This window comes from Neisseria sp. KEM232, from assembly GCF_002237445.1.
GTDB lineage: Bacteria > Pseudomonadota > Gammaproteobacteria > Burkholderiales > Neisseriaceae > Neisseria.
Genome location: NZ_CP022527.1, coordinates 1,680,543 through 1,704,166, shown reverse-complemented (window position 1 = coordinate 1,704,166; position 23,624 = coordinate 1,680,543). Strand labels below are relative to the sequence as shown.

Annotated in this window: 21 protein-coding genes, 1 tRNA gene and 1 pseudogene; 11 read left to right on the top strand and 12 right to left on the bottom strand. The window is 59.1% G+C overall.

The window, feature by feature from the left end; all coding sequences use genetic code 11:
• Nucleotides 1-183 precede the first annotated feature (183 nt).
• The gene (locus tag CGZ77_RS08470) at nucleotides 184-1,536 is read right to left on the bottom strand and encodes a DUF3482 domain-containing protein (protein ID WP_009751858.1); all 1,353 of its coding nucleotides are present in this window, start codon (nucleotides 1,534-1,536) and stop codon (nucleotides 184-186) included.
• Nucleotides 1,537-1,693: 157 nt separating this feature from the next.
• On the opposite strand from CGZ77_RS08470, the gene CGZ77_RS08465 reads away from it, so the two are divergent.
• On the top strand, nucleotides 1,694-2,233 hold the full coding sequence (locus CGZ77_RS08465; RefSeq protein ID WP_036496115.1) for a hypothetical protein: 540 nt from the start codon (nucleotides 1,694-1,696) through the stop codon (nucleotides 2,231-2,233).
• Nucleotides 2,234-2,324: 91 nt separating this feature from the next.
• Nucleotides 2,325-2,400, top strand: a tRNA-Asn gene (locus CGZ77_RS08460).
• A gap of 149 nt (nucleotides 2,401-2,549) precedes the next feature.
• Here the strand turns inward: CGZ77_RS08460 and CGZ77_RS08455 are convergent.
• The 3 genes from CGZ77_RS08455 to moaC are packed head-to-tail and all read right to left on the bottom strand — an operon-like array spanning nucleotide 2,550 to nucleotide 3,697.
• Nucleotides 2,550-2,984 carry a molybdenum cofactor biosynthesis protein MoaE gene (locus tag CGZ77_RS08455; RefSeq protein ID WP_009751860.1) on the bottom strand — a complete coding sequence of 145 codons (435 nt, stop codon included), beginning with the start codon at nucleotides 2,982-2,984 and terminating at the stop codon, nucleotides 2,550-2,552.
• A gap of 1 nt (nucleotide 2,985) precedes the next feature.
• Nucleotides 2,986-3,240: a molybdopterin converting factor subunit 1 gene (moaD, locus tag CGZ77_RS08450; protein WP_009751861.1), complete on the bottom strand. Its 255-nt coding sequence runs from the start codon at nucleotides 3,238-3,240 to the stop codon at nucleotides 2,986-2,988.
• Entirely contained in the window at nucleotides 3,224-3,697 is a 474-nt protein-coding gene (gene moaC / locus CGZ77_RS08445; protein WP_009751862.1) for a cyclic pyranopterin monophosphate synthase MoaC, read from the bottom strand. The genes moaD and moaC overlap by 17 nt, the downstream gene beginning before the upstream one ends.
• A gap of 511 nt (nucleotides 3,698-4,208) precedes the next feature.
• Between moaC and CGZ77_RS08440 the strand changes: the two genes are divergently transcribed.
• The 8 genes from CGZ77_RS08440 to CGZ77_RS08405 all read left to right on the top strand — a co-directional run bounded on the left by CGZ77_RS08440 (nucleotide 4,209) and on the right by CGZ77_RS08405 (nucleotide 13,011).
• Entirely contained in the window at nucleotides 4,209-5,456 is a 1,248-nt protein-coding gene (locus tag CGZ77_RS08440; protein ID WP_036496118.1) for a nitrate/nitrite transporter, read from the top strand.
• Nucleotides 5,457-5,602: 146 nt separating this feature from the next.
• Nucleotides 5,603-6,976, top strand: a complete 1,374-nt coding sequence (locus CGZ77_RS08435; protein ID WP_009751865.1) for a NarK family nitrate/nitrite MFS transporter — start codon at nucleotides 5,603-5,605, stop codon at nucleotides 6,974-6,976.
• Nucleotides 6,977-7,701: 725 nt separating this feature from the next.
• Complete coding sequence (glp, locus tag CGZ77_RS08430; protein WP_009751868.1) at nucleotides 7,702-8,931, top strand: gephyrin-like molybdotransferase Glp; 1,230 nt, start codon at nucleotides 7,702-7,704, stop codon at nucleotides 8,929-8,931.
• A 189-nt stretch (nucleotides 8,932-9,120) separates the two neighbouring features.
• Complete coding sequence (gene moaA / locus CGZ77_RS08425) at nucleotides 9,121-10,107, top strand: GTP 3',8-cyclase MoaA (RefSeq protein ID WP_009751869.1); 987 nt, start codon at nucleotides 9,121-9,123, stop codon at nucleotides 10,105-10,107.
• 3 nt (nucleotides 10,108-10,110) lie between these two features.
• Nucleotides 10,111-10,632 carry a molybdenum cofactor biosynthesis protein B gene (moaB, locus tag CGZ77_RS08420; protein WP_009751870.1) on the top strand — a complete coding sequence of 174 codons (522 nt, stop codon included), beginning with the start codon at nucleotides 10,111-10,113 and terminating at the stop codon, nucleotides 10,630-10,632.
• 50 nt (nucleotides 10,633-10,682) lie between these two features.
• Nucleotides 10,683-11,453 (top strand): hypothetical protein, encoded by a 771-nt coding sequence (locus CGZ77_RS08415; protein ID WP_157058127.1) that lies wholly within the window; start codon nucleotides 10,683-10,685, stop codon nucleotides 11,451-11,453.
• Between the two features lie 352 nt (nucleotides 11,454-11,805).
• Nucleotides 11,806-12,414, top strand: coding sequence for a molybdenum cofactor guanylyltransferase (locus CGZ77_RS08410; protein ID WP_094031109.1), 609 nt, complete (start codon nucleotides 11,806-11,808; stop codon nucleotides 12,412-12,414).
• A gap of 168 nt (nucleotides 12,415-12,582) precedes the next feature.
• The gene (locus CGZ77_RS08405; RefSeq protein ID WP_009751874.1) at nucleotides 12,583-13,011 is read left to right on the top strand and encodes a molybdopterin-binding protein; all 429 of its coding nucleotides are present in this window, start codon (nucleotides 12,583-12,585) and stop codon (nucleotides 13,009-13,011) included.
• Nucleotides 13,012-13,232: 221 nt separating this feature from the next.
• On the opposite strand, the gene CGZ77_RS08400 is transcribed toward CGZ77_RS08405, so the two are convergent.
• The 5 genes from CGZ77_RS08400 to CGZ77_RS08375 form a co-directional block, all read right to left on the bottom strand.
• Nucleotides 13,233-14,258, bottom strand: a complete 1,026-nt coding sequence (locus CGZ77_RS08400; protein ID WP_094031108.1) for an ABC transporter substrate-binding protein — start codon at nucleotides 14,256-14,258, stop codon at nucleotides 13,233-13,235.
• Nucleotides 14,259-14,648: 390 nt separating this feature from the next.
• Entirely contained in the window at nucleotides 14,649-14,999 is a 351-nt protein-coding gene (locus CGZ77_RS08395; RefSeq protein WP_009425948.1) for a cupin domain-containing protein, read from the bottom strand.
• Between the two features lie 235 nt (nucleotides 15,000-15,234).
• Nucleotides 15,235-17,415 carry a TonB-dependent iron piracy receptor TdfF gene (tdfF, locus tag CGZ77_RS08390; protein ID WP_009425947.1) on the bottom strand — a complete coding sequence of 727 codons (2,181 nt, stop codon included), beginning with the start codon at nucleotides 17,413-17,415 and terminating at the stop codon, nucleotides 15,235-15,237.
• A gap of 135 nt (nucleotides 17,416-17,550) precedes the next feature.
• A complete protein-coding gene (locus CGZ77_RS08385; RefSeq protein ID WP_009425946.1) occupies nucleotides 17,551-17,874 on the bottom strand; it encodes a cupin domain-containing protein in 324 nt (107 codons plus the stop codon).
• A 323-nt stretch (nucleotides 17,875-18,197) separates the two neighbouring features.
• The gene (locus CGZ77_RS08375; protein WP_036495944.1) at nucleotides 18,198-19,169 is read right to left on the bottom strand and encodes a siderophore ABC transporter substrate-binding protein; all 972 of its coding nucleotides are present in this window, start codon (nucleotides 19,167-19,169) and stop codon (nucleotides 18,198-18,200) included.
• A gap of 233 nt (nucleotides 19,170-19,402) precedes the next feature.
• On the opposite strand from CGZ77_RS08375, the gene CGZ77_RS08370 reads away from it, so the two are divergent.
• Nucleotides 19,403-20,371 (top strand): AraC family transcriptional regulator, encoded by a 969-nt coding sequence (locus tag CGZ77_RS08370; RefSeq protein ID WP_009425943.1) that lies wholly within the window; start codon nucleotides 19,403-19,405, stop codon nucleotides 20,369-20,371.
• A gap of 369 nt (nucleotides 20,372-20,740) precedes the next feature.
• On the opposite strand, the gene CGZ77_RS08365 is transcribed toward CGZ77_RS08370, so the two are convergent.
• From CGZ77_RS08365 to CGZ77_RS12500, 3 genes and pseudogenes are all read right to left on the bottom strand, one after another.
• Entirely contained in the window at nucleotides 20,741-21,370 is a 630-nt protein-coding gene (locus CGZ77_RS08365; protein ID WP_009425941.1) for a bifunctional 2-polyprenyl-6-hydroxyphenol methylase/3-demethylubiquinol 3-O-methyltransferase UbiG, read from the bottom strand.
• Between the two features lie 101 nt (nucleotides 21,371-21,471).
• Nucleotides 21,472-22,275, bottom strand: coding sequence for an ABC transporter ATP-binding protein (locus CGZ77_RS08360; RefSeq protein WP_009425940.1), 804 nt, complete (start codon nucleotides 22,273-22,275; stop codon nucleotides 21,472-21,474).
• Nucleotides 22,276-22,638: 363 nt separating this feature from the next.
• Nucleotides 22,639-23,563: pseudogene (locus tag CGZ77_RS12500) on the bottom strand (FecCD family ABC transporter permease).
• Nucleotides 23,564-23,624 lie beyond the last annotated feature (61 nt).

The window sequence follows — 23,624 nt, the reverse complement described above, 5'->3', positions numbered from 1 at the left end:
CATTGTCGGCGGCGGCACGGGTTTTGTCAAAAAGGCCGTCTGAAAAGTATGTTTCAGACGGCCTTTGCTTCGGGCTGCGCCGATGGCAGATAGGGTGTGTTTTTTGTTTTGCCAAACAGGCGGGAGGCCGTCTGAAATGTTTTCTGCGTGCGGCGGGGGCGTTTTCAGACGGCCTTTTCGTTTTCAGACGGCCTCTTGGTGCCGCAGGCGTTCGGCCAGGGTTTTTGCCGCTTCGCTTCTTTCTTCGCGGCTGGCTTCGGGGGCTCCGGTGTTGAGCGACGACCAGCGCGGGCGGCTGCGGGCTTTTTGCAGCTCGGGCGGCAGTTTGCGCGGCGGCCAGGGGGTTTTGCCGCTTTTTGGGGAAACGGGTGTCTGCGCCGCGTGGCCGCGTGTTTGCAGGGCGTGCAGCAGGTCGAGGGCGCGGGCGGCGAGCAGGGTGAGGGTTTCGGGGTCGGTGTGCAGGGTTTGGCGGCCGCTGAGTTTGTCGGAGATGTCGTTCATGTTGGGCAGAACGCCGCCGAGCAGGCTGCCGATGGCGGTGCCCAGTCCGAGCGAGCCGCCGAGGGTGGCGATGTCGATGCCTAAGCCGATGGCGGCGCCTGCGGCGGCACCCGTGCCGGTGCGGATGCCGTATTCTTTGAGCAGGGCGCTGTCGAAGGGGTCTTGGCGGAAGGCTTTGAGCGCCCAGCCGCCGCTTTCGGTTTCGCTGTGGTAGAAGCGGTAGAGGTGCAGGAGGCGCTGTTGGAATCCGCTTTCGAGGCGGCGGACAGCTTCCTGCATGGTGTGCAAAACGGGGGCGGGGTCGTCGTGTTCGCCGGTTTCCTGTTTGTAGGCGGCGGCATCGAGCAGGAATCCGGCGATTTCTTCTCTGGCTTGTTTGTCGAGGCTCTGCCATTCGCGGCGGCGCATTTGGACAAGCCGGGTGAGGATGTTGTTGCCGGGCAGCATGGTGGCGAGGCTCTGCCACAGGCGCATCTCGCCTTCGAAATCGAAGGCGACGGTGTCGAAGCCGCAGGTGACATGGAGGTTGCGGCGGGCGAGCATGTCGTTCCAGGCGGCGGTGTCGCGTTCTGCGGTGAAGTTGAAAACGGGCATCACGGGCTTGGCGCACCAGGAGAGGATGGTGAGTTCGTCTTTGTATTTGCCCAGCACGGGTTCGCGTGCATCGATAACATAAAGTGCGGCATCGCTTTGCAGAAGCTGGCGCAGGACCTTGGCTTCCTGCGAGAATTCGGCGGCGGCTTCGGGCGAGGCGAGAAACCGTTGCAGGCGCTCGATGCCGTCGGCGCGCGCGGAGGTGTGGGTTTCCAGCCAGTCGAGCACGCCGCCCGCGTCTTCGAGGCCGGGGGTGTCGTAGAGATAGAGGAGGGTGTCGCCGCCGTCGGCAACGGCGGCGCGTTCGACATGGCGGGTGGTGGCCGAGGCGTTGGCCACTTCGCCGAAGGCGCTGTCGCGCAGCAGCGTGCGCAGGAGGGAGGTTTTGCCGGTGTTGGTGTGTCCGACAACGGCAAGGGAAAGCGGAGTGTGTTCGGTCATGGCGTTTTCAGACGGCCTCAAAGGGCGGCATTGTCGGAAAAAGCGCCGCGCTTGGCAACGCCCGCCGCAGGAAGGCTTGAATAAGCGGCATTGCGCCAAATATCGGCGGCATCGGGCGGACAGGCCGTCTGAAAACACAAAACACACGGAGCAAACCATGGCCGCCGCCAGAAGCCTCACCGACAACGAAATCCGCGCCGCACGCCTCTTTTTCGGCAGCCATCTCGACTATGCCGCTATCCGCATCCGCTGCGGTTTTCCCCTGTTGCCCGACCTGTCTGCCGCCGTATCGCCCGACGGCCGCATCTATTTCCCGCGCCGCCACTACCTGCCCGACTACACGCAGGCAGGCGGCGGCTATCTTTTGTGGCTGATACACGAGCTGACCCATGTCTGGCAGTGGCAGCACGGTTTCCACACCTGGCTCGGCGGTCTGATACTGTCCGCACAGGGCGGCTACGCCCGCCGCCGCGCCTACCGCTGCCCGCCGCCCGAGCGCATCGCCACCTTCGCCGCCCTCAATATGGAACAACAGGCCGAAACCGCCGCCCGCTGCTTCGCCCTGCTGGCAGAAGCCGCCCGCTACAAGCCGCAGGACGAAAGCGGATACCGCCGCCTCGCCGCCGAATTTGCCGCCCAGTCCGCCGACAACCGCCCGCTGCCGCGCTATTTCTGCCGAGTTGGAAAAATTAAATAACAAGCTGAATTATGCATTTAGACAAATTTCGTAAAATTTCTACCGGCAAGTGTTTGACAGAATCCAAACAGCCGCTATAATGCGCACTTCTTCCCCGATAGCTCAGTCGGTAGAGCGACGGACTGTTAATCCGCAGGTCCCTGGTTCGAGCCCAGGTCGGGGAGCCAAATTCCAGCCACCTAAACAAGCGTTTAGGTGGTTTTTCTTTGTGGTTTATCAACAGAAAGCAAATAGATAAAAGGCCGTCTGAAAGTTTCAGACGGCCTCTTTTTGTTTGCGCCGGTATCGGTATTGATGCAGGATAAGTCAAACACAGTCAGCCCGCTCCGTGCGATTCGGGATTGGCCAGCCATGCGCTTTGGGTTTGGCCGGTGTAAAACTCTTCTTTCCAAATCGGCACTTGGGCTTTTACCGTATCGATGATGAAGCGGCAGGCGGTGAAGCCTGCGTCGCGGTGTCCGGCGGCCACGCCTACCCACACGGCCATGTCGCCCACTTCCAAGCGGCCGTGGCGGTGCACGCAGACGGCATCGGCGATGGCGAAGCGGCGTTTGGCTTCGGCGATGACTTCGTTGCCCGCGTTGAGCGCGAGTTCGCGGTACACACTGTACACCAGATAATCGACGCGGCTGCCTTCGTTTTGGCGGCGCACCCAGCCCTCGAAGCAGTTGAACGCGCCGCAGTTTTCGTTACCGAGCAGACGATTTCGCAGGGAGGCGGCATCGATGGGGGATTCGGTCAAATCAAACATTTCAGCCTCCGGCCACGGGCGGGATAAAGGCCAGCGTGTCGCCCGCTTTGAGGGCGGTGTCCCATGCGGCGAATTGGTGGTTGACGGCGCAGCGCAAACGCTCTTGCGGCAGAGCAAAGCCGTATTGCGCGGCCAGCCGCTCGTAAATGGCGGCGGCGGTGTCGCCTTCGGCTAGGGTAAGGGTTTCGCCCTCGCGTTTGGCCGCTTCGCGCAGGGCGGCAAAGTATAAAACTTGGATTTCAGCGGCTGAAGTCATGTTTGCCTCCGGCTTTGTGCAACAGGCGCACGTCTTGGATTTCGATGTCGTGGCTGAGGGCTTTGGTCATGTCGTACACGGTGAGCGCGGCCACGGTAACGGCGGTAAGGGCTTCCATTTCAACGCCGGTTTTGTGGGTTACGGCCACTTCGGCGGTGATGTTCAGGCTGTGGGCCGCGTCGTCGTATTCAAGCTCCAGTTTGCAGCGTTCGAGCATCATCGGGTGGCACATCGGAATCATTGATGCGGTGTTTTTGGCGGCCATGATGCCGGCGACGCGGGCGACTTCGGTAATCGCGCCTTTGGCGGTTTGGCCGTTGGATTGTTGGATTTGGGCGTACACTGCGGGCGGGAACACGACCCGTCCGCCCGCTACGGCCACGCGGCGGGTTACGGCTTTGTCGCCGACATCGACCATGCGGGTTTTGCCTTGTTCGTCAAGATGGGTGAGAGACATGGTTTGCTTTCCTGAATCGGTTAAACGGTATATGTATAGTGAAACGATACGGAAAGATATCAAGCGGCAAGGCGCAAACGTCGTAGATTTTCGTATCGGTTCACTATAAACAGCCGCATCATGCAGGCTTTGGCGGCATTATGCAAGGCCGTCTGAAAACGGGTTTTCCGCTTTTCAGACGGCCTTTTACTTTGTTTTCGCGGGCATTTTCGCCGTTGGCGGCCGTATGGGCGCGGCGGCGGCAGGGTTGCCCGACATTCAAACTAATACTTTAGGATTAGGCAGCACTTGGAAAACGGCTGAGTTTTGCCTACCTGCGAAAGTCGGCCTGTCCACTTCTTTTTGAGATGGCCGCGTTTCAGTATTAGTGGAACTGTTTTTTTGCAGGCCGCCGCATAAGAATAATGCTATGGTTCCGCGCCGGTTCAGGCCGTCTGAAAAGCCCGATGTGTGCGGACAAGATAATGATTTTTCAAATATTCCTGCTGCGTGCAGGCAAAGGAACGCGGAAATGAAATCCGAAAATTACAAACGCTATTCGGTATTGGTGTCGAGCACGGTGTCGTTTACCGTGTGTTTTATGATTTGGATCATGCTGGCGGTTATCGGCGTGCCGATTCAGAAGCAGCTCGGTTTGAGCGAAGCGCAGTTCGGCATCCTTACCGCCATCCCCGTGCTTTCCGGCTCGCTGGTGCGCGTGCCGCTGGGGATTCTCACCGACAAATTCGGCGGCCGCATCGTGCTGTTTGTGCTGATGCTGGTGAGCGTGCCGTTTATTTTTCTGATGCAGTATGCCACCGAATACTGGCAGTTTCTCGCCATCGGCTTGGTGATGGGTTTGGCGGGCGGCTCGTTTTCGGTGGGTACGCCCTATGTCGCCCGCTGGTTTTCCAAAGAGCAGCAGGGTTTGGCGATGGGTATCTTTGGCGCGGGCAACGCGGGCAGTGCGCTCACCAAGCTGATTGCGCCGCAGTTAATCGCATGGTCGGCAGCGGCAGGCGCGGCTGCAGCGGCGTGGAAAATCGTACCCAACGTGTATGCCGCGCTGATGCTGGCAACGGCGGTGTTGTTTTGGTTTACCAGCTACCACGACCCCAAACACCTCACCGATTCCAAAGTGAGCATCAAAGAACAGCTCGCGTTGATGAAAGACCCGGGTGTGCTGCGCTACAGCCAGTATTACTCGGTGGTGTTCGGCGGCTACGTCGGCCTCGCGCTGTGGATGACCCACTACTACATTGGCGAATACGGCATGAGCCTGCAAACCGCCGCGCTGTTGGCGGCCTGCTTCTCGCTGCCGGGCGGCGTGTTGCGCGCGCTGGGCGGCTGGCTGTCCGACAAATACGGCGCGTATAAAGTTACTTGGTATGTGATGTGGGTGTTGTGGGTGTGTTTCTTTATTTTGTCTTACCCGCAAACCGATTTTGTGGTCGCCACCACGCAGGGGGCGAAAAGTTTCCATATCGGGCTGAATGTGGCCGTGTTCACAATACTGATGTTTACCGCCGGAATTGCGATGGCGGTGGGCAAGGCTTCGGTGTTCAAATTCGTGGCCAACGACTACCCCGACAACATTGGCGCAGTCTCCGGCGTGGTCGGCCTGGCGGGCGGCTTGGGCGGCTTTCTGCTGCCGATTATGTTCGGCATCCTGCTCGATTACACCGGCATCCGCTCCACCGCCTTTATGCTGCTTTACGGCACCGTATGCGTGTCGCTGGTGTGGATGCACTTCTCATTTAAGCCCAACCGTGGCCAATAAACGGCACAAGGCAGCCTGAAAAATATCCGATCTTTTTCAGGCTGCCTGTTTTGCTAAGTAAACGCAAACGGTTGGCACACGCCGCCGTTGCAAGATGGTTTTTCGTTTCACTACCGCTTATCCCTTTTACTGCACAGGAGCACCTTATGTCCCAGCCTATTCAAGACTGGCGGCCGGAAGATCCCGAATTCTGGCGCACTACCGGCAAAAAAATTGCCAAACGCAATTTGTGGATTTCCATCCCCGCCCTGTTCCTTGCCTTTGCCATGTGGCAGGTATGGAGCGTCGCCACACTCAACCTGCCCAACATCGGCTTCCAGTTCACCAAAAACCAACTCTTCTGGCTCGCCGCCGTGCCCGCCCTTTCCGGCTCCACCCTGCGCGCCATCTACTCCTTTATGGTGCCCATTTTCGGCGGCCGCCGCTGGACGGCCATCTCCACCGCCAGCCTGCTCCTGCCCGCCGTCGGCCTCGGCTTCGCCGTGCAAGACCCCACCACCAGTTACAGCACCATGATCATCCTTGCCCTGCTGTGCGGCTTCGGCGGCGGCAACTTCTCATCCAGCATGGCCAACATCAGCTTCTTCTTCCCCCGCGCCGAAAAAGGCACCGCACTGGGGTTGAACGCAGGCTTGGGCAACCTCGGCGTATCCGCCGTCCAGTTTGTCGTCCCCCTCGTCATCACCGCAGGCATATTCGGCGCACTCGGCGGTAACCCGCAAGTATTGGCCGACAGCGGCAAACAAATCTGGCTGCAAAATGCCGGCTTCGTCTGGGTGCCCTTTATCCTCGCCTCCTCCATCGCCGCCTGGTTCGGCATGAACGATCTGGCCAGCGCAAAAGCCAGCTTCAAAGACCAGGCCAGCATCTTCAAGCGCAAACACAACTGGCTGATGTGCATCCTCTATCTCGGCTGCTTCGGCTCCTTCCTCGGCTTTTCCGCAGGCTTTCCGCTGCTTACCAAAACCCTGTTCCCCGGCATGCCCCTGCAATACGCCTTTTTAGGCCCGTTGATCGGCGCGGCCGTGCGCCCGCTCGGCGGCTGGGTTTCCGATAAAGTTGGCGGCGCGAAGATTACCAACATCGTCTTCCTCGGCATGATACTCGGCGTGTTCGGCGTACTCTCCTTCCTGCCCGACGCATCCGGCAACGGCGGCAGCTTCTGGGGCTTCTTCGCCTGCTTCATCCTGCTGTTTGCACTGGCAGGCTTGGGCAACGGCTCGACCTTTATGCAAATCCCGATTATCTTCAACATCTACCACAAAAAACGCGCCGATGCGGGCGAAACCGACCACGAAACCGCGCAGAAAGACGCCATCCGCGAAGCCGCAGCCGTGATTGGTTTCACCGCCGCATTTGCAGGCTACGGCGGCTTCTTCATCCCCAAAAGCTACGGCACATCCATCGAAATGACCGGCAGCGTCAACGCCGCGCTCTATTCGTTTATCGCCCTCTACGCCGTCTGCGCCGCCATCAACTGGTGGTACTATCTGCGTAAAAACGCCGAAGCCAAATGCTGACCGACAAGGCCGTCTGAAACCGCTTTCAGACGGCCTGAACCGCCACAAAGGCAGCCTGAAACCCCGTAGGTCGGATTCTCGAATCCGACAGCCCAAACTTTTGCAGATGTTGGGTTTGGCAACCCAACCTGCCCGATGACAGGGCAGCCTGAAATCTTAAAACCCGCCGGCAACCAAGCTCTCTCTCCCGCTTGCGGGGAAGGAAATGCAGCGGCAATATTCTGACGTTTGAACAAGTTGGGTTTGGCAACCCAACCTACCTTCTGCCGTCATTCCCGCGCAGGCGGGAATCTTGGCCGATATGCGGAAACGCTTGGAGAAAACCCGCTGCCGAAACCCAAACCAGATTCCCGCCGGCGCAGGAATGACGGAAGCGGCGACAACACCGTTTTCAGGCTGCACGACCAGCTTTTCAGACGGCCTGAACCGTCGCAAAAGCAGCCTGAAAACCGTAGGTCGGATTCTTGAATCCGACGTTTCCCCGCAGGGGAAAGCATCAGAGCCGTCATTGCGGATGTTTGTCGGATTCAAGAATCCGACCTACGGCGACTGCGCGGGAATGATGCAACAGTAAAAAACACCGTTTTCAGACGGCCAGACTGCACAAAAGCCGCCTGAAGGCCGTCTGAACCCCAAAAAGCCGCCCGATGCTTTTCAGGCAGCCTTTTTCCGCCGCACGAGAAAGCCGGCCTGAAACCCATTACCAAACCCCAAGGAGCACCATCATGGCACTCACTTCCGTACACGAACTGCAAACCCTGATACACGACAAAATCGCCGATCACCCCCTTGCCGTCGAAACCGAAACCGTGCCCGCCGTGGCCGCCGTCGGCCGCATTCTCGCCGAAGACATCACCGCGCCTGTTAATCTGCCGCCCGCCGACATTTCCGCGATGGACGGCTACGCCCTGCAATCCGCTTCCGCCGCAGGCAGCGAATGGGACGTAACAGGCGAATCGGTGGCCGGACAAGCCTTTTCAGGCTGCCTCTTGGAAGGCGCGTGCGTGCGGATTATGACCGGCGCGGTAGTACCCGACGACTGCAATACCGTGATTGTCCAAGAAAACGTCAGCCTTTCAGACGGCCGCATCCGCATTGAAAAAGACGTTGCCGAAGGCGCAAACATCCGCCGCAAAGGCGAAGAAGTCGCCGCAGGCGATACCGTACTCACCGCCGGACGCATCCTGCGCGAAGCCGACGTGATGCTGCTCTCCGCGCTGGGCTACGCCGAAGTGCCCGTGCGCCGCAAAATCCGCGTCGCCCTGCTATCCAGCGGCGACGAGTTGTGCGAGCCGGGCGAACCCAACAACGGCCGCACCGACCAAATCTACGACAGCAACCGCGCCATGCTCGCCGCCCGTCTCTCGCAACTGCCCGTCGAAATCATCGACTTCAAACAGGTGGGCGACGATTTGGAAGACGTATTGCACGTGTTCGACGAAGTCATCCGCACCGCCGACGTACTCATCACCACCGGCGGCGTGTCCGTGGGCGATTACGACTTTATGCGCACTGCCGTCGAGCGCGTCGGCAGCGTCCACCACTACAAAGTCGCCCTCAAACCCGGCAAACCCTTCGTCTTCGGCCGCATGATGAAAACCTGGTTTTTCGGAATGCCGGGCAACCCCGTTTCCGGCTTTGTCGGCTTCGACATCTTCCTTAAAGCCGCGCTGTGGCAGATTTGCGGCGCGGCCGACATTCCCCAACCGCTGCGCTTTAACGCCGTATTGAGCGAGCCCGTTACCAAAAACCACAGCCGCACCGACATCCAGCGCGGCATCATCGAGCGCCAGACCGATGGCACATGGCACGCCCGTCCCTGCGGCAGCCAAGACTCGCACCGCATCCTGCAAGTCTCCCGCGCCAACGCCTATCTGGTCATCCCCGCCGAAAGCGGCTCTTTGGAAGCAGGCGAAAGCGTAACCGTTCAGCCCTTTGACGGCGCGTTTTTATAAAGCAGCCCGAGCGGTTACAATACGCCGGCTTTCAGGCTGCTTTGCCAAACAGGGCAGGGCAGCCTGAAAGCCGTAGCTCGGATACCTGTATCCGACAGCCGCTTGCAGAACGGCAAAAGGCCGTCTGAAAAACAAAAAAAGCAGCCTGAAAACCCCAAACCACCCCACCCGCACACCCCGAGACACGCCATGAACAACACCGCCCCGCTTACCGACCCCTTCAACCGCCGTCTGAGCTATTTGCGCCTGTCCGTTACCGACCTGTGCAACTACCGCTGCACCTACTGCCTGCCCGACGGCTACCAGGGCAAAGCCAAGCCCGACGAAATGTCGCTCGCCGAAATCGAAACGCTGGTCAACACCTTTGCCCGCTGCGGCACGCGCAAAATCCGCATCACCGGCGGCGAGCCGACCCTGCGCCGCGACCTGGCCGACATCATCGCCGCCTGCAAAGCCGCGCCCGAAATCGAAAACGTCGCCCTGACTACCAATGCATTTAGACTTGGCAAACTCTTTCCCGCCTACCGCGCGGCCGGTCTCGACAAACTCAACATCAGCATCGACAGCTTCGACCCCGAAGTGTTTTACGAAATTACCGGCAAACGCGAGTGCAGCAACATCCTGCGCGACCTCGATGCCATCCTTGAGAGCGGTTTTTACGGCGTAAAAATCAACACCCTATTGCTGCGCCGCTACGCCGAACGCACCCTGGCCGACGCGCTCGATTTTGTTAAACACCGCCCTGTAACCCTGCGCTTTATCGAGCTGATGCAAACCGGTGACAATCTCGGTTTCTTCAACAGCCAGCATCTTTCCGCCGCCAAAATCGAGCGCGGCCTGCAAGAGCAGGGCTGGCAGCTTATGCCGCGCCTGCCGCACGCCGGCCCCGCCCGCGAATACTTCCACCGCGATTTTGCCGGCAGCATCGGCTTCATCGCCCCATACAGCGAAGACTTCTGCAAAAGCTGCAACCGCCTGCGCGTTACCGCCCAAGGCAAAATGCACCTGTGCCTGTTTGGCGGCATCGCCTACGACCTGCGCGACTACCTGAAAAACCAAGATTCAGACGGCCTGCAACGCTACCTGTACGACACCGTCGCCCAAAAACCCGAACACCACTACCTGCACGACAAAAAAGTCGGCCTGATTACCAACCTGTCCATGACCGGAGGCTAAACCATGCACAAAGCCGCACCCGAATTCCGCCCCCTAAACATCCGCATCCTTACCGCCAGCGACACCCGCAAAGCCGCCGACGACAAAAGCGGCGACTATCTGGCCGAAGCCCTGCAAAGCAGCGGCCACGTTTTGCAAGGCCGCCAAATCTGCCGCGACGAAAAATACGACATCCGCGCCGCCGCCTCCGCCGCCATCGCCGACCCCGCCGTCGAAGTCTTGCTCATCACCGGCGGCACCGGCATGTTCGAGCGCGACATCACGCCCGACGCCGTAGAAATCCTGTTCGACCGCGCCATCCCCGGTTTCGGCGAAGTCTTCCGCGCCGTCTCCATGCAGGAAATCGGCCTTTCCACCATCCAATCCCGCGCCATCGCCGGCATCGCCAACCGCACCCTGATTTTCTGCCTGCCCGGCTCCCCCGGTGCCTGCCGCACCGCCTGGGAACAAGTCATCGCCCCCCAACTCGACCCCCGCATCAACAGCTGCGGCTTCACGCGCGTGTTTAATACGTGGGGTAAGTAGGGTAGGTTTTCAGGCTGCTTTAATTATTTTCAGCCGTAGGTCGGGCATTTATGCCCGACAAGAAACGGACAATAAAACCGGCAAATGTCGGGCATGAATGCCCGACCTACGTTTCTTCCCAAACCTGTTGGGTCTCGACCCAAGCTACCAGTTCTGAAACCGCGCTTTCTTTTTCAAACCAATCAATTGGAGTCTGTGTAATGACAAAATACAGCATGAAAATATATTCGCTGTTTGTGGTTTTGTTATTCGCCACGCATGCGGCTGATGCAAAAGGCAGGTCTGCGGCAGCAGTTTCCCACAGCTGTAAAAATATCGCCTTGGTAAGCAGCACAGAGCATTTGCTGTATCAGCTCTACAGCAATTTAGACAGCGCGTGCCTGTTTGAAAGTCCGCCGGATGCGCTGGAGAATGCCTGGGGAATCTATGTAACCGATCTCAGAGATGAAAAACGCAGTTCGTTTTGGGATAGGGTGCAGTCCCACAAACTTCCAAGATACTCAAAATTAAGCAAAAACATCGGTGTGCTTATCAAAAAGTTGGAGAATGGTAAGCTGTGGCTGACGGTTAATCCGATAGCGCAAGGAGAGATACTGCCTGGTTCCATTTTATCGACACAGGATAAGTTCCCCAGCATGCTTCCACAGCCTGAACAAGAATATAGGCACAGCATGATTGTCGGGAAACCGTGGTTGAAGCCCAAAACTATTGGCGTATATAGCGGAGACTATTCTTATTACTGGAAAGGAAAAAAGCTTACTTTGTTAATAGAGCCTTCTTTTAGTGGGGATGTAGATCGCTTTGAAGTTTTTTTTAATTAATCGTGTAACTGCTATTTACGTAAGCACAGTTTAGCTTACCCAACCCAACGCAGTCTAAAGCAGCCTGAAACCCTAAGCCTCAGGTCGGGCATTTATGCCCGACAAGAAACGGACAATAAAACCAGCAAATGTCGGGCATGAATGCCCGACCTACATCTCTCGTAAACCCGTTTTCAGGCTGCTTTGATTGTTTTCAGACGGCGTAGCTTGGGTTGTCAAACCCAACATTTCTTATGCTTCAAAAACCGTTGGGTCTCGACCCAAGCTACCGGCTGAAACTTTTGTTTCCCGCTTTCAAGCTGCTTTTTCAGACGGCCGCAAAGCAGCCTGAAAACCCGTTTCACTAAAAACCATGCCCGACACCGAAAAACTCCCGCTCCTCATCCTCTGCGGCGGCCAAAGCTCGCGCATGGGCAGCCCCAAAGCCCTGTTGCCCGTAGCAGGCGGCACGCTGCTCGACTATCTTGCCGCGCACACCGCGCCCGAGCGCCTGCTGTGGCTGGCCGACGACGGCAGCGGTTTGCCCGCGCCTGCCCGCGCCGTGCGCCTGCCCGATGCTTTGCCTGACAAACAAGGGCCGCTGTCGGCCGTGTTGTCGGCGCTGCAACAAGCGCAGCGGCAGGGTTTGGCGGGCATTTTTGTAATGACCTGCGACACTTTGATTAAGCCCGAACCGATGATCGGCCGTCTGAACGCTGCGGGCGCGGCGCACAGCGATACCGTATTGATGCTGCGCTCGCCCGAAACCGCCTATCCGCTCTTGGCCTACTGGCCGTCGTGCCTTTCAGACGGCCTGGCCGCTTATCTCGAGGGCGGCAGCCGCCGCGTAATGCGCTGGGTGGCGCAAATTCAAGCCCGCGACACCGCCATGCCCGAGGCGTGGCAGCCCTATGCCAATTTCAACACCCCTGCCGAATTTGCCGCCGCGCTGGCTGCGTGGCAGGCGCAACAGGCAGCCTGAAAGCGCCGCCGCCGTTTGGGCTGAAATAGACCCTAATTCTTTCGGTCAAATTTACAAAAAATCACACTTCGGCTAAGATGGCGCCCGTTTTTGCCAAGGCGGCGCCAAGACCGTTTTAAGTAAAATATTTTTTAATGATTTCATATAAATATCGATAAAGGACTCCACATGAAAACCAGCGCGCGTAACCAGCTTGTCGGCACCGTAAAAGCCATCAAACACGGCGCAGTTAACGACGAAGTCATCGTCGCCCTGAATGGCGGCCAGGAACTGGCCGCCACCATTACCTGCGACAGCCGCGAATATCTCGAACTCAAAGAAGGCAAACCCGTTGTCGCCCTGATCAAATCCACCAGCGTTATCATCGCCACCGACGCCGCCCATATCAGACTCTCCGCCCGCAACCGCCTGACCGGTACCATCAGCAACATCAGCCGCGGCGCAGTGTATTCCTTGGTGGAAATCGACCTCGGCAGCGGCGTCTTCATCATCGCGGGCATCACCATCGAAAGCTCCGACGGCCTGGATTTGCAGGTCGGCCAAACCGCCACCGCGCTGTTTAAAGCCGGCAGCGTGATTTTGGGCGTACCGGCCTAAAGCGGTTTATCTGAAAAGAAAAGGCCGTCTGAACCAGATTGCGGGTTCAGACGGCCTTTTTTATTTTTGAGTTTGCCAACACGCTGATTGCGCCCCCCTAAGCAACGTCATTCCCGCCTGCGCGGGAATGGTGCCGCTTGGAGCAGTCTGCGGGTTTGGCAAAAGTTTCAGGCTGTCTTCCCGCACGGAAAAGCAGCCTGAAAACCTTTTACCCGAACGGACTACTGCGGATCCAAACCGTCCACAATCCGCTGTGCGTCGCTTTTGCTCAAATTGTAGCGGTAGTATTTTTGGTAAAACGCCTGGGTTTTGGCGGCCAGGTCAAGGTCGCGGAAGCGCTCGGGGTGGAACAGCTTACCCGCCCACAGCACCTGCAGCGCGCCTTCGGCACTGTAGCGGTCCCAGCCGAAAGTGCCGCCGGGGTTGGCGTGCAGGCGATTGTTTTTCAACGCTTTAATGCTCTGCCATGCCGGGTCTTTGCGGATTTTGGCGATGGCTTCTGCAGCGTTGCGGCCGCCGATAATAATGATGTCGGGGTTGGCTTTGACGATTTCTTCCATCGGCACTTCGACCAGATTGGCGGTGTCCGGCAGCGCGGCGCGGCCGCCGGCGATGCGGATCCAGTCGCCGACGATGGAGCGGCCGCCGTCGATTTTGCGCAGGTTTTTGCCGTCGGACAGATGCAGCACCAGCAGTTTTTGCGCGGCGGGAATGGCTTTGGTGCGCTCGGAAACCAGGCGGATATTGGCGTCCAGCTCGGCGTTGTACTGCTTGGCAATCTGCGGTGCTTTGCCGCCGATGACGTCGGCGGTGATGCTGACGGTTTTTTTCAGGCCGTCATAAGTTTGGAAATTGACCAGCACGGTTTTCAGCCCGGCCTGCTTCACCTGCTGCTGCATGGCGGGCTGGGAGAGCAGCACCACATCGGGTCGGGCGGCGAGCAGGGCTTCGCTCTGCACGCTCGAGCCGTTGCTAAGCGAGGGCACTTGTTTGATGCGCGGATAGACTTTGACAAACCACGGGCGCTTGTGGATGGCTTCGACCGTGCCGACGAGTTTGTCCGCGCCGCCCAACAGCAGCACGACTTGGTTGTTGGCCGGCCACAAATCGGCAATGCGGTTGACTTGGTCGGGAATCTCGACGGCATTGCCTTTGATATCGCGCACGCTGCGGGCGTCGGCGGGCGCAAGGGCGAGTGTGGCGCCGATCAAGACGGCGGCAAGGGTTTTGACGGGGTGTCGTAACATGGCGGGATTCCTTGTTTTGAGGTTGCGGGGATGGGGTTTGGGCTGATTTAAAGGCAGCCTGAAAGGTTGGTTTCGCGTAGGGTGGGCATTTATGCCCACGCGGTTTCAAACCACCTTGGGATACGGAACGCGTGGGCAACAAGTGCCCACCCTACCACACCGTCCGCCCATTCCTCCCGTAAACCAAAGGCAGCCTGAAAACCATCCTTCCCGTCTTCAGGCTGCCTGAGACCTTTGCAAAATCCTCATCTTTGGCCTATTTCTTCGCAATGCGCTTTTCTAATGCTTGAAAATATTTCAATATTCTCTGCGCATGATGCGATGTTATTTTTGAGATGCGCTCAAATCTGAGGTTTTGCAAAGGTCTCGGGCAGTAAACCATTTATATCGTTACCTTGCCCCGTCCTTCACCAGCACAATCACAAACTCGCTGTCCGCGGTTATTTTGATGGCGACGTATTCGCTGCCGTCCGCCTTCAGGACGCTGCCCGGCCGCAATTCCTGCCTTTTCCCGCCGTCAAACAAAAATACCGAGCGGCCTTTGGTTTGGGTAACCAGCAGGGTGTGGCCGGGGTGGTTGTGGCGGGGGATTTCCTTGCCTTTGGGCAGGGTTTCGCGGATGACGGTGTAGTTTTCACCTTCAAAGACTTTGCCCGTGCCTTGGGCGGTTTCTGCTGCGGGTGCTGCTGCGGCAGAGAGGCTGATGAGGATGGCGAAAAGTTGGATTTTGATGTTTTTCATGATGGTTTTCCTTTGGTTGCAGGTAAAAATTCTGTTTCGGGCTGCCTGAAAGTGGCAAATGGGCGGCAATTCCGCAGTGGTTGTATTTTCAGCAACCAATTCCCTCTCCCTGTGGGAGAGGGTTAGGGAGGTGGCGGCAAACCTCGGGTTTGCTTTGGCAGCATTCCCAATATGCAGGCTGCTTTTAACTTCGCAGAAACTCAGCTTCCTTCGGAAACTTCGTTTTCAGACGACCTTATTTAAACCGATAGGTAAACGCCGCGTTCACTGTCCGCAGTGCGCCGTAGCTGTGGCGGTCGGGCTGGGTGCGGTAGTGTTTGTTGAACAGGTTGTCCACGTTCAGCGACAGTTCGGCGCGCGGATTGAAGCGGTAACGCGCCATGATGTCGGCGACGGCGTAGGCTTTTTGGCGGCTGTTAGCGGCGGCGCGGGCTTTGGCGGCGGGATTGGGGATGCGGAGCGTGGCAGGGTCGGTGTGGGTTTCGCTCTGCCAGCGCACGCCTGCGCCGACTGTCCAGCCGCTGGGGGCTTCGGGGGCGAAGTGGTAGGCGGTGAAGAGTTTGAAGCTGCGTTCGGGCACGCTGTCGGGGTTCAGGCGGCTGCCGTCTTGGTCGCGGGTTTTGCTTTGGCTGTAACCTGCCTGTATCTGCCATTCGGGCGTGATGCGGCCGCCGACTTCGATTTCCCAGCCGTGGGTTTTGGCTTGGTTGGCGGCGCGGTAGTAGGTGTTGCCGCTCGGGTCGCGTCCTGCTGCGGTGGCGAGGTTGTTTTTACGGGCGCGGTACACGGAGGCGGACGCGTTCAAACGGCCTTCAAGCCATTCGCCTTTGATGCCGGCTTCCAGATTGTTGCCGGTTACGGGTTTCAGGTAGCTGCCGTGTTCGTCTTTTTGCGATTGCGGGACGAACAGGCTGCTGTACGAGCCGTAAAGCGACAGGTTGTCGGTCAGGTCGAACACGATGCCTGTGTAGGGGGTGAAACGGTTGGCGCGGATGGTGGGCATGCCGCCGGTGTGGCTGTCGTAGCTGCCACCGGTGCGGTAACGGGTGTATCGTCCGCCCAAAATCAGCGAAAGGTTGTCGGCGGCGCGGAAGCGGGTGGCGAGATAGCCGCCGATTTGCCGCCTGGTGCCGTATTGCGGAATGGTTTGGGCAAACGATGATGGCTGCGGGTAGGCACCCGTGCGGGAAAATTCGTAGGCGTTGGGGATGGCGTTGGGGATGATGCTGCGTTCGCCGTATTTGTTGCTGGCGTATTTGTAGCCGTTGATTCCCGCGATTAAATCGTGTTCGCGGCCGAACAGGCGGTATTTGCCGGTCAATGACACGCTGGCACTGTGGGTGCGCGGGTCGGCGTGCCAGTAGCCGGGAATCAGGTCGGTGGCGGCGGTGTTGTGGTCGATGGAAAGCACGCCTGCTACGCCGTAGGGCTGGCGGAAGCGGCTGCGGGTGTAGTCGTATTCGGCTTTGAGTTTCCAGTCTTGGTTGAAGCGGTGTTCGATGCCGGCGAACAGATTGAGCGCACGGTGGCGGCTGTTCGCCCAATTTGTGGCGGGGTTGTCTTTCGGGCCGAAGGCGGTGGCATAACCTTGGCTGTCGTACACGGCGTAGCTGAGCGGCGCGTCGGCGGTTTCTTTCGCCTGCTGGTAGTCCATGCCTGCGTGGACGCGGGTTTGCGGTGCGATGTCGTATTCCAAAATGCCGTAGAGTTCGGCATCGTGGCTGCGTTCGCGCTGCCGCCACGAGTCGCCGCGTCCGAAGGTGGAAACCAGGCGGCCGCGCAGCGTGCCTTCGGCGTTCATGCTGCCCGATACGTCCGCGCCCAGCCCGAAATGTTTGCGGTTGCCCGCTTCGGCGCGGACTTCAAACAAGGGATTGCGGGTCGGGCGTTTGCGTACCAGATTGACGGTGGCGGAAGGCTCGCCCGTGCCGTCCAGCAGCCCCGCCGCGCCGCGCACGACTTCCACGCGCTCATAGGCGGCGGTGTTGGCATTGCCCGTATCGGCCAGCGCATCGGCAACGGGGATGCCGTTGATTTGGTAGTTGGCGATGCGGCTGCCGCGCGCGAACAGGTAGTTGTAGCCCGCACGGTCGGAGCCGTAAATCTGGCGGCTGGTGCCGGTCGCCTGCAACAGGGCGCGGTCGAGCGTTTTGATGTTTTGGTCGCGCATTTGTTGCGATGTGATGACGCTGACGCTCTGCGGGATTTCGCGCAGGGTCATGGGCAGCCCGAGCGGGGTGTGCGTGCCGGAGACGGTGTAGCCGTCGTTGGAACTCGCGGTGCGGTCGGCGGTAACGGTGATGGCCGGCAATTCGGTGCTTTCCTGCGGTTTGGGGTCGTCTGAAACAGAAACATCGGCCTGCGCGTACACGGGCAGCAGGGCGGCAAAAAGCAGGGAGTATTTGAAGCGTGTCATGGGGTTTCCTTTGTGTGTTGGTGTGCGGTGGGGTTGTATTTTCGGCATATTGATTGAAGGTGCAGGCTGCTTTTAGCTTCGCAGAAACTTCGTTTTAGCTTCGCAGAAACTCAGCTTCCTTCGGAAACTTCGTTTTCAGACGGCCTCGGACGGGTCGGGCAACTCAATCAGCACCACCGAGCAGCCGTTTTCCGAACGCGGGCGGTGCGACACCGACTTCGGCACGACCGCCATCTCGCCCTCGCGTATCGTCATGCTGCCGCCGTCGGCGAAGTCCACCGCCATATCGCCCTCCACGGCAAACAGCACTTTGTCGCTGTATCCGTGCGTGTGCCAGCCGTAATCGCCCAAAAGTTTGACCAGGCGGAATTGGAACCCGTGGCGGTTGATGATTTCGGGCTGCCAGTATTCTTTGATGGCGGCAAGGTGCTGTTTCAGGTTGATGGTTTCGTTTTGCATGGGGTTCTCCTATGGGTTGGGTGGTTTACGATGCGGTTTGTCGTTTTGGTTTCGTTGCAGGCTGCTTTCAGTGGGCGGGGTTGTAACGGAAGTGTTATCGGCTTTGATGCAAGCCTGCGGCTTACTGCCCTCTCCCTAACCCTCTCCCACGGGGAGAGGGGACGGGTTGCCGTAGTCTCGCTGTTTGCCGCATAAACTCGCGTGCGGACTGCCATCGGTCTGAATCTTTGATTCAGCCGCTCGATGCGTGTGCCTGTGGTGCTCCAAAAGGTCGTCTGAAAACGAAGTTTCCGAAGAAAGTGGAGGAGTTTTCAGACGCCTCCCTATTCTTTCCCCGCCGAAACGGGTTCGGCCTTTTCAAACGCCGCCTTCAACTGTTCCGCCGCCTGTATCAACTGCCGCGCGCCGCCGGCAACGATATAGTTCGCGGCAGGCATGACGATGATTTGCTTGCGCTTCCAAGCGTTCGTGCCGCGTACCAGCGCGTTATCCAACACTTCGACAGCCGCCGGCCCTTCCTGCCCGATGGCGACGGTACGGTCGATGATGAAAATCCAGTCGGGGTTTTTCTCTTTGATGTATTCGAAGGAAACGGGCTGCCCGTGCCCCTCGTTGCGTAAAGATTCGTCCACGGGCGGCAGGCCGATGTCGCCGTGTATCCAACTTGCCAACCGCGACTGCGTGCCGAAGGCGGACACCTTGTTGCCCGTAACCGACAGCACCAGCCCGCGCCCTTTGCCTTTGGCGGCTTCGCGCGTTTGGGCGAACAGCGCGTCAATCTGCGCCTTCAATTCCGCCGCGCGCGCTTCTTTGCCGAAAATCCGCGCCAGGGTTTCCATCTGCTTCTCGCCGCTGGTGCGGATATTGCCGTTGTCCACCGTCAGGTCTATGGTGGTCGCGTTTTTCGCCAACTGTTCATACGCTTCCGCGCCCGGCCCGCCGGTAATGACAAGCTGCGGATTGTAGCGGTGCAGGGCTTCGTAATCGGGCTCGAACAGCGTCCCCACCGTTGCCGCCTTGTCAAATGCAGGCTGCAAATAGTCCACGCGCACCGGCGCGGTGGTTGCGCCCACGTTCACGCCCAATTCGGTCAGCGTATCCAACGCCGCCCAGTCGTACACGGCAACGCGTTCGGGATTCTTCGGCACAACGGCATCGCCCCGCGCGGTCGGCACGGTCAGCGTGGCGGCAGATGCGGCTTGGGATGCGGCGGATACAGTTTTTTCGGCGGCAGGTTCGGGCGAACAGGCGGCCAGCAGGACGGCGCAGGCTGCCCAATAAAAACGCGGTTTCACGGTGTGTGGTTCCTTTATGCGGATGTGAATGCTTATTATTAGGCAAACAATCCGCAGAAACCATGCCGCAAAACGCAAAATTCCCGATACGGCAAAACAAATTCCCGAAACGGGAAAGGCCGTCTGAAACACCCTTTCAGACGGCCTTTCCCGTTTCAACCAATCCCTGCGCTTGATTATTGGCAATAATTCCTATTTAATCCACTTATCAGACAACCCGTTCCTATCCAAGCATGAACACCGCCGCCATCTACCGCCAGTACCAAACCTATGTCCGCTCCGACAAATCCGGCTGGGCGTTGGACGGCTGTTCCGACAGCGCGCTCATGGCGCAGGCAAAACAGCCTGGTTTGCATCTGGAAATGTGCATCAACCGCTTCGACTCGGGCATCACCCTGTCGCGGATGCGCGGCGGTGGAACGGGTGCGTTTCCCACCGAAATCCACAATTTCAGCCACAACTGCGCCCTGTTCGTCATGGTGTCGGGGCAGAACCGGTTACAAATGGGCGGCAGGGAATACCGCCCGTCTGCCGGCGAAATCTGGCTGGTACGCGGCGAACTGGCGGACGTGTCCGAAACCCTGCTGCCCGACAACGGCGGCATGTGCGCGCTGCATTTGGATTTTTCGCTGGAAAAACTGCGCCGCTGGCACGACGAAGGCTTGCTGGACGAACGCCTGTTTTCGCCGCAAACGATAGGCCGATTCGCCCTGCAACGGCTGGCGCAAAACGCGGCGGCACTGACGGCGGCGGCCTGCCCCCTGCTGCAACGCCCGTTCGAATCGGACGGCTTCGGCCTACTCGCCGACGAAGCCGCCGCGCTGGAACTCTCCGCCCGATTATTGCGCTTCACCTTCCGCCGCCACGACAACGGCTACCGCCGCCGGCGCATAGACGAAGCCGCCGACATCCTGCAACACGAATTCACCCGCCCGCTGACCATCGCCGAAATCGCCCGCCGAGTCGGGCTGAACGAATGCTACCTGAAACGCTATTTCAAAGCGCAAACCGGTGAAACCGTCGCCGGATGCCTGCGCCGCCTGCGGCTGGAACACGCGCTCGCCCTCATCGAATCGGGCAGCACCGTCCAAGCCGCCATGCACTTTTGCGGCTACCGCCACGCGGGACGGTTCAACGAAGCATTCAGACGGCATTACGGATTTTTGCCTTCGGATGTGAAAAGGTCTGTTCGTAAAAAATGACGGAATACATAGCGAATTAAAATAAGAACGGAACAAAACGGTTAGCCACAAATACTGCAGATAGCGTAGAAAAACGAGCCAACTCTGTAATATTCTTATTTTAATCCGCTATAAACGCACACATAACATACTAAACAGATACGTAAGTAGGATGTGGGATTTATGCCCACGCGGTTTCAAACTAAGCTTGGGATACGGAACGCGTGGGCAACGAGTGCCCACCCTACCACACTGCACGCACACCTTGCGTCCAGTCCAATCCGCCCATTCCCCCCGTAAACCAAAGGCAGCCTGAAAACCACCCTTCACCATTTTCAGGCTGCCTTAATCCCCGTAGGTCGGATGCTTGTATCCGACTTTTCAGGCTGCTTAGCACATTTTGCGGCCGACAAAGCGGACGACGCTGCTGAGACCGTTGTGGTAACGGCCTTCGTGCAGTTCGGTTTGGGTTTCTTCCAGCAGCAGGATATCGCAGCCTGAAAAGTCGCGGCGGATTTCATCGGCAGAAGACATCATGTCGGGACTTGGGGGGGCGCCAAGCGCGGGATTCTGCCTTGCCAAGGCAAAATGGGTTTTGGCGAACAGTTCGAGGATAACCGTGCCGCCGGGTTTGACGAGGTTCAGCAGGCGGCGGTGCAGTGCGGATTTTTGCTCTGCGGGAAAGTGGGCGAATATCAGTGCCAGCGCGTCAAAGGAGGCAGCCTGAAAACCGGTGTCGTCCAGCGTGCCGACAAGGTAGCGCAGGGACACGCCGCGTTGGGCAGCCAGGGCTTCGGCTTTGCGTTTCCCTTCGCGGCTCAAATCGAAGGCGCTAACCTGCCAGCCGCGTTCGGCGGCGTACACGCCGTTGCGGCCTTCGCCGTCGGCGGGCAACAGGATGCTGCCTGCGGGCAGTTTGTCGAGCTGTTCTTTGAAAAAGACGTTGGGGCTGGTGCCGTAGGCATAATCGTCGGTTTGATAACGTTGGTTCCAAAAGGCTTGGCGTTCGGTTTGGGGCATGGCTCTCTCCTTTCCGGATGGTTTCGGCGGCAGCCTGAAAGGTTTTTCAGACGGCCTTTTCAGGCTGCCTTTATGCTGTCTGGAAGGCAGCCTGAAAACCTTTATTGTCCTGTTTTCGGCGGCAGCGGGGCAAGGGCGCAGACGCGGCGGCTCCAGCCGGGGATGTCGAGCAGGCGCAGGTCGGTTTGGTAGAGTTCCTGCAGCGCGTCTTGGGTCAGGATGTCGGCGGTGTTGCCGCTTTGCACGGTGCCGTCGGCCAACAGCAGGGCGGTTTGGCTTTGCGGGTGGCGACCGTGCAAGAGCAGCGGGTGTTCGGGGTTGTGGGTGGTGTTGACAACGGTGTAGCCCGCTTCGGCCAAGTCGGCCATCAGGCTGAGGATGGCGGCGGCGTTGCCGTAGTCGAGGGCGGAGGTGGGTTCTTCAAACAGAATTACGCGCGGCTCTTGGGCAAGGGCGCGGGCGATGTTGGCGAGCTGTTTTTCGCCGCCGCTGGTTTCCATATAGATTTTCTGTGCCAAATGCGTGATGCCGAGCTTTTCGAGCGCGGCTTCGGCGACGGCGTAATCGGCTTCGGCTGGCTTGGCATACAGCGGCAGGCGGGCGGCGCGGCCGAGCAAAACGTAATCGAGTACGGTGTAGCGGTAGGTTTGCGGGGCGTTTTGCGAAACGTAGGCGATGCTGCGGGCGGTTTCGCGCGGGTTGAGTTGGGCGGTGTCGCGCCCGTCGAGCAGCGCGCGGCCCTGCTGCGGCTTAAACAGGCCGCTGATGCAGTTGAGCAGGGTGGATTTGCCCGCGCCGTTGCGCCCGAGCAGCGAGAGCAGCGTGCCGGCAGGCAGCTCGAGATTCACGCCTTGGAGCACGGCGCGGGCGTGATAGGCGTAGTGGATGTTTTGGATTTGGAGCATTTTTCGGGTTTGGGTTTCAGGCTGCTTTTTTTGGGGAGACCGTCTGAACGGGGTTTCAGACGGCCTTTTGGGGCTGCTGTTATTCCCTCTCCCGCTTGCGGGGGAGGGTCAGGGTGGGGGTGGTTGCGGCTGGGCAAACGTTTGCAGTTCGACAGCCCAAGCAGTTCTGCGAACTGCCACCCCATCCCCAACCCTCCCCCGCGCGGGCGCAGGAGAGGGAGCTTGATTGCTGCGGGATTAACTGTTTCAAACGGCCTTTGATGCCGTCTGAAAAGGCAGGTTTGCGTCGGTCGGATGCTTGTATCCGACAATTCTTTCAGGCTGCCTGTTGTTTTAACGGCGTGTCGGATTCGAGAATCCGACCTACGGCTGCGGTTTTTGCTTTTCAGACGGCCTAATCCGCCGGTTTCTGTCGCACCAGCACCCAGGCGAAAAACGGGGCGCCGATAAAGCCGGTGAGGATGCCCAGCGGGATTTCCTGCGTATATGCGTATAAAGGTTGCGCGCCAGCGTGTCGGCCAACAGCAGAAACAGCGCGCCGACCAGCAGCGACAGCGGCAGGCTGCGCAGATTGTTGTCGCCCGCGAGCATCCGCGCCAGATGCGGCACGACCAGTCCGAGCCAGCCGATGGTGCCGCTGATGCACACGGCCGAGGCGGTGAGCAGCGTGGCGCACACAATCATCAGCAGCCGCTCTTTGCGCGTGTCCGCGCCCACCAGCCGCGCTTCGCGCTCGCCCAGCGACAGTACGTTAATCCGCCAGCGCATCAGCAGCAACAGCAGCGCGGGCAGCAGCATCACGGGGGCAAGCCACAGCAGTTGCTCGGTTTGCGCTTTGGCCAGGCTGCCCATCTGCCAATAGACGATTTCGGCCAACTCGGTTTCGGGGTCGGCCAGATATTTGACCACGCCGAGCGTCGCGCCCATAAAGCCGGATACGACAATGCCCGCGAGCACCAGCACCACCGCCGAGTCGCGGCCGATCAGGCGCGGCAGGGTCAGGGTCAAGGCCGCCGCCGAAAGCCGCGCCCTGCATGGCAAGCATGCCGCCGCCGGCAATTACCGCCGCCGCCGCGCCGACGCACGCGCCGGAGGATACGCCGAGCAAATCGGGCGACACCAGCGGGTTGCGGAAAATGCCCTGATACACCGCGCCCGCCAGCGACAGCGCCATGCCCACCAGCATGGCGGCGGCAATGCGCGGCAGGCGCAGGTTGAAGATGATGTTTTGGTAGGTTTCGTCGGTGTTTTGGCCGGTCAGGGTCTGCCATACGGCATCGAGCGGCACGGGATAACGCCCCCACGACAGGGAAAACACGGCGGCCGCCGCCCGCTACGGCTCGGGCGCG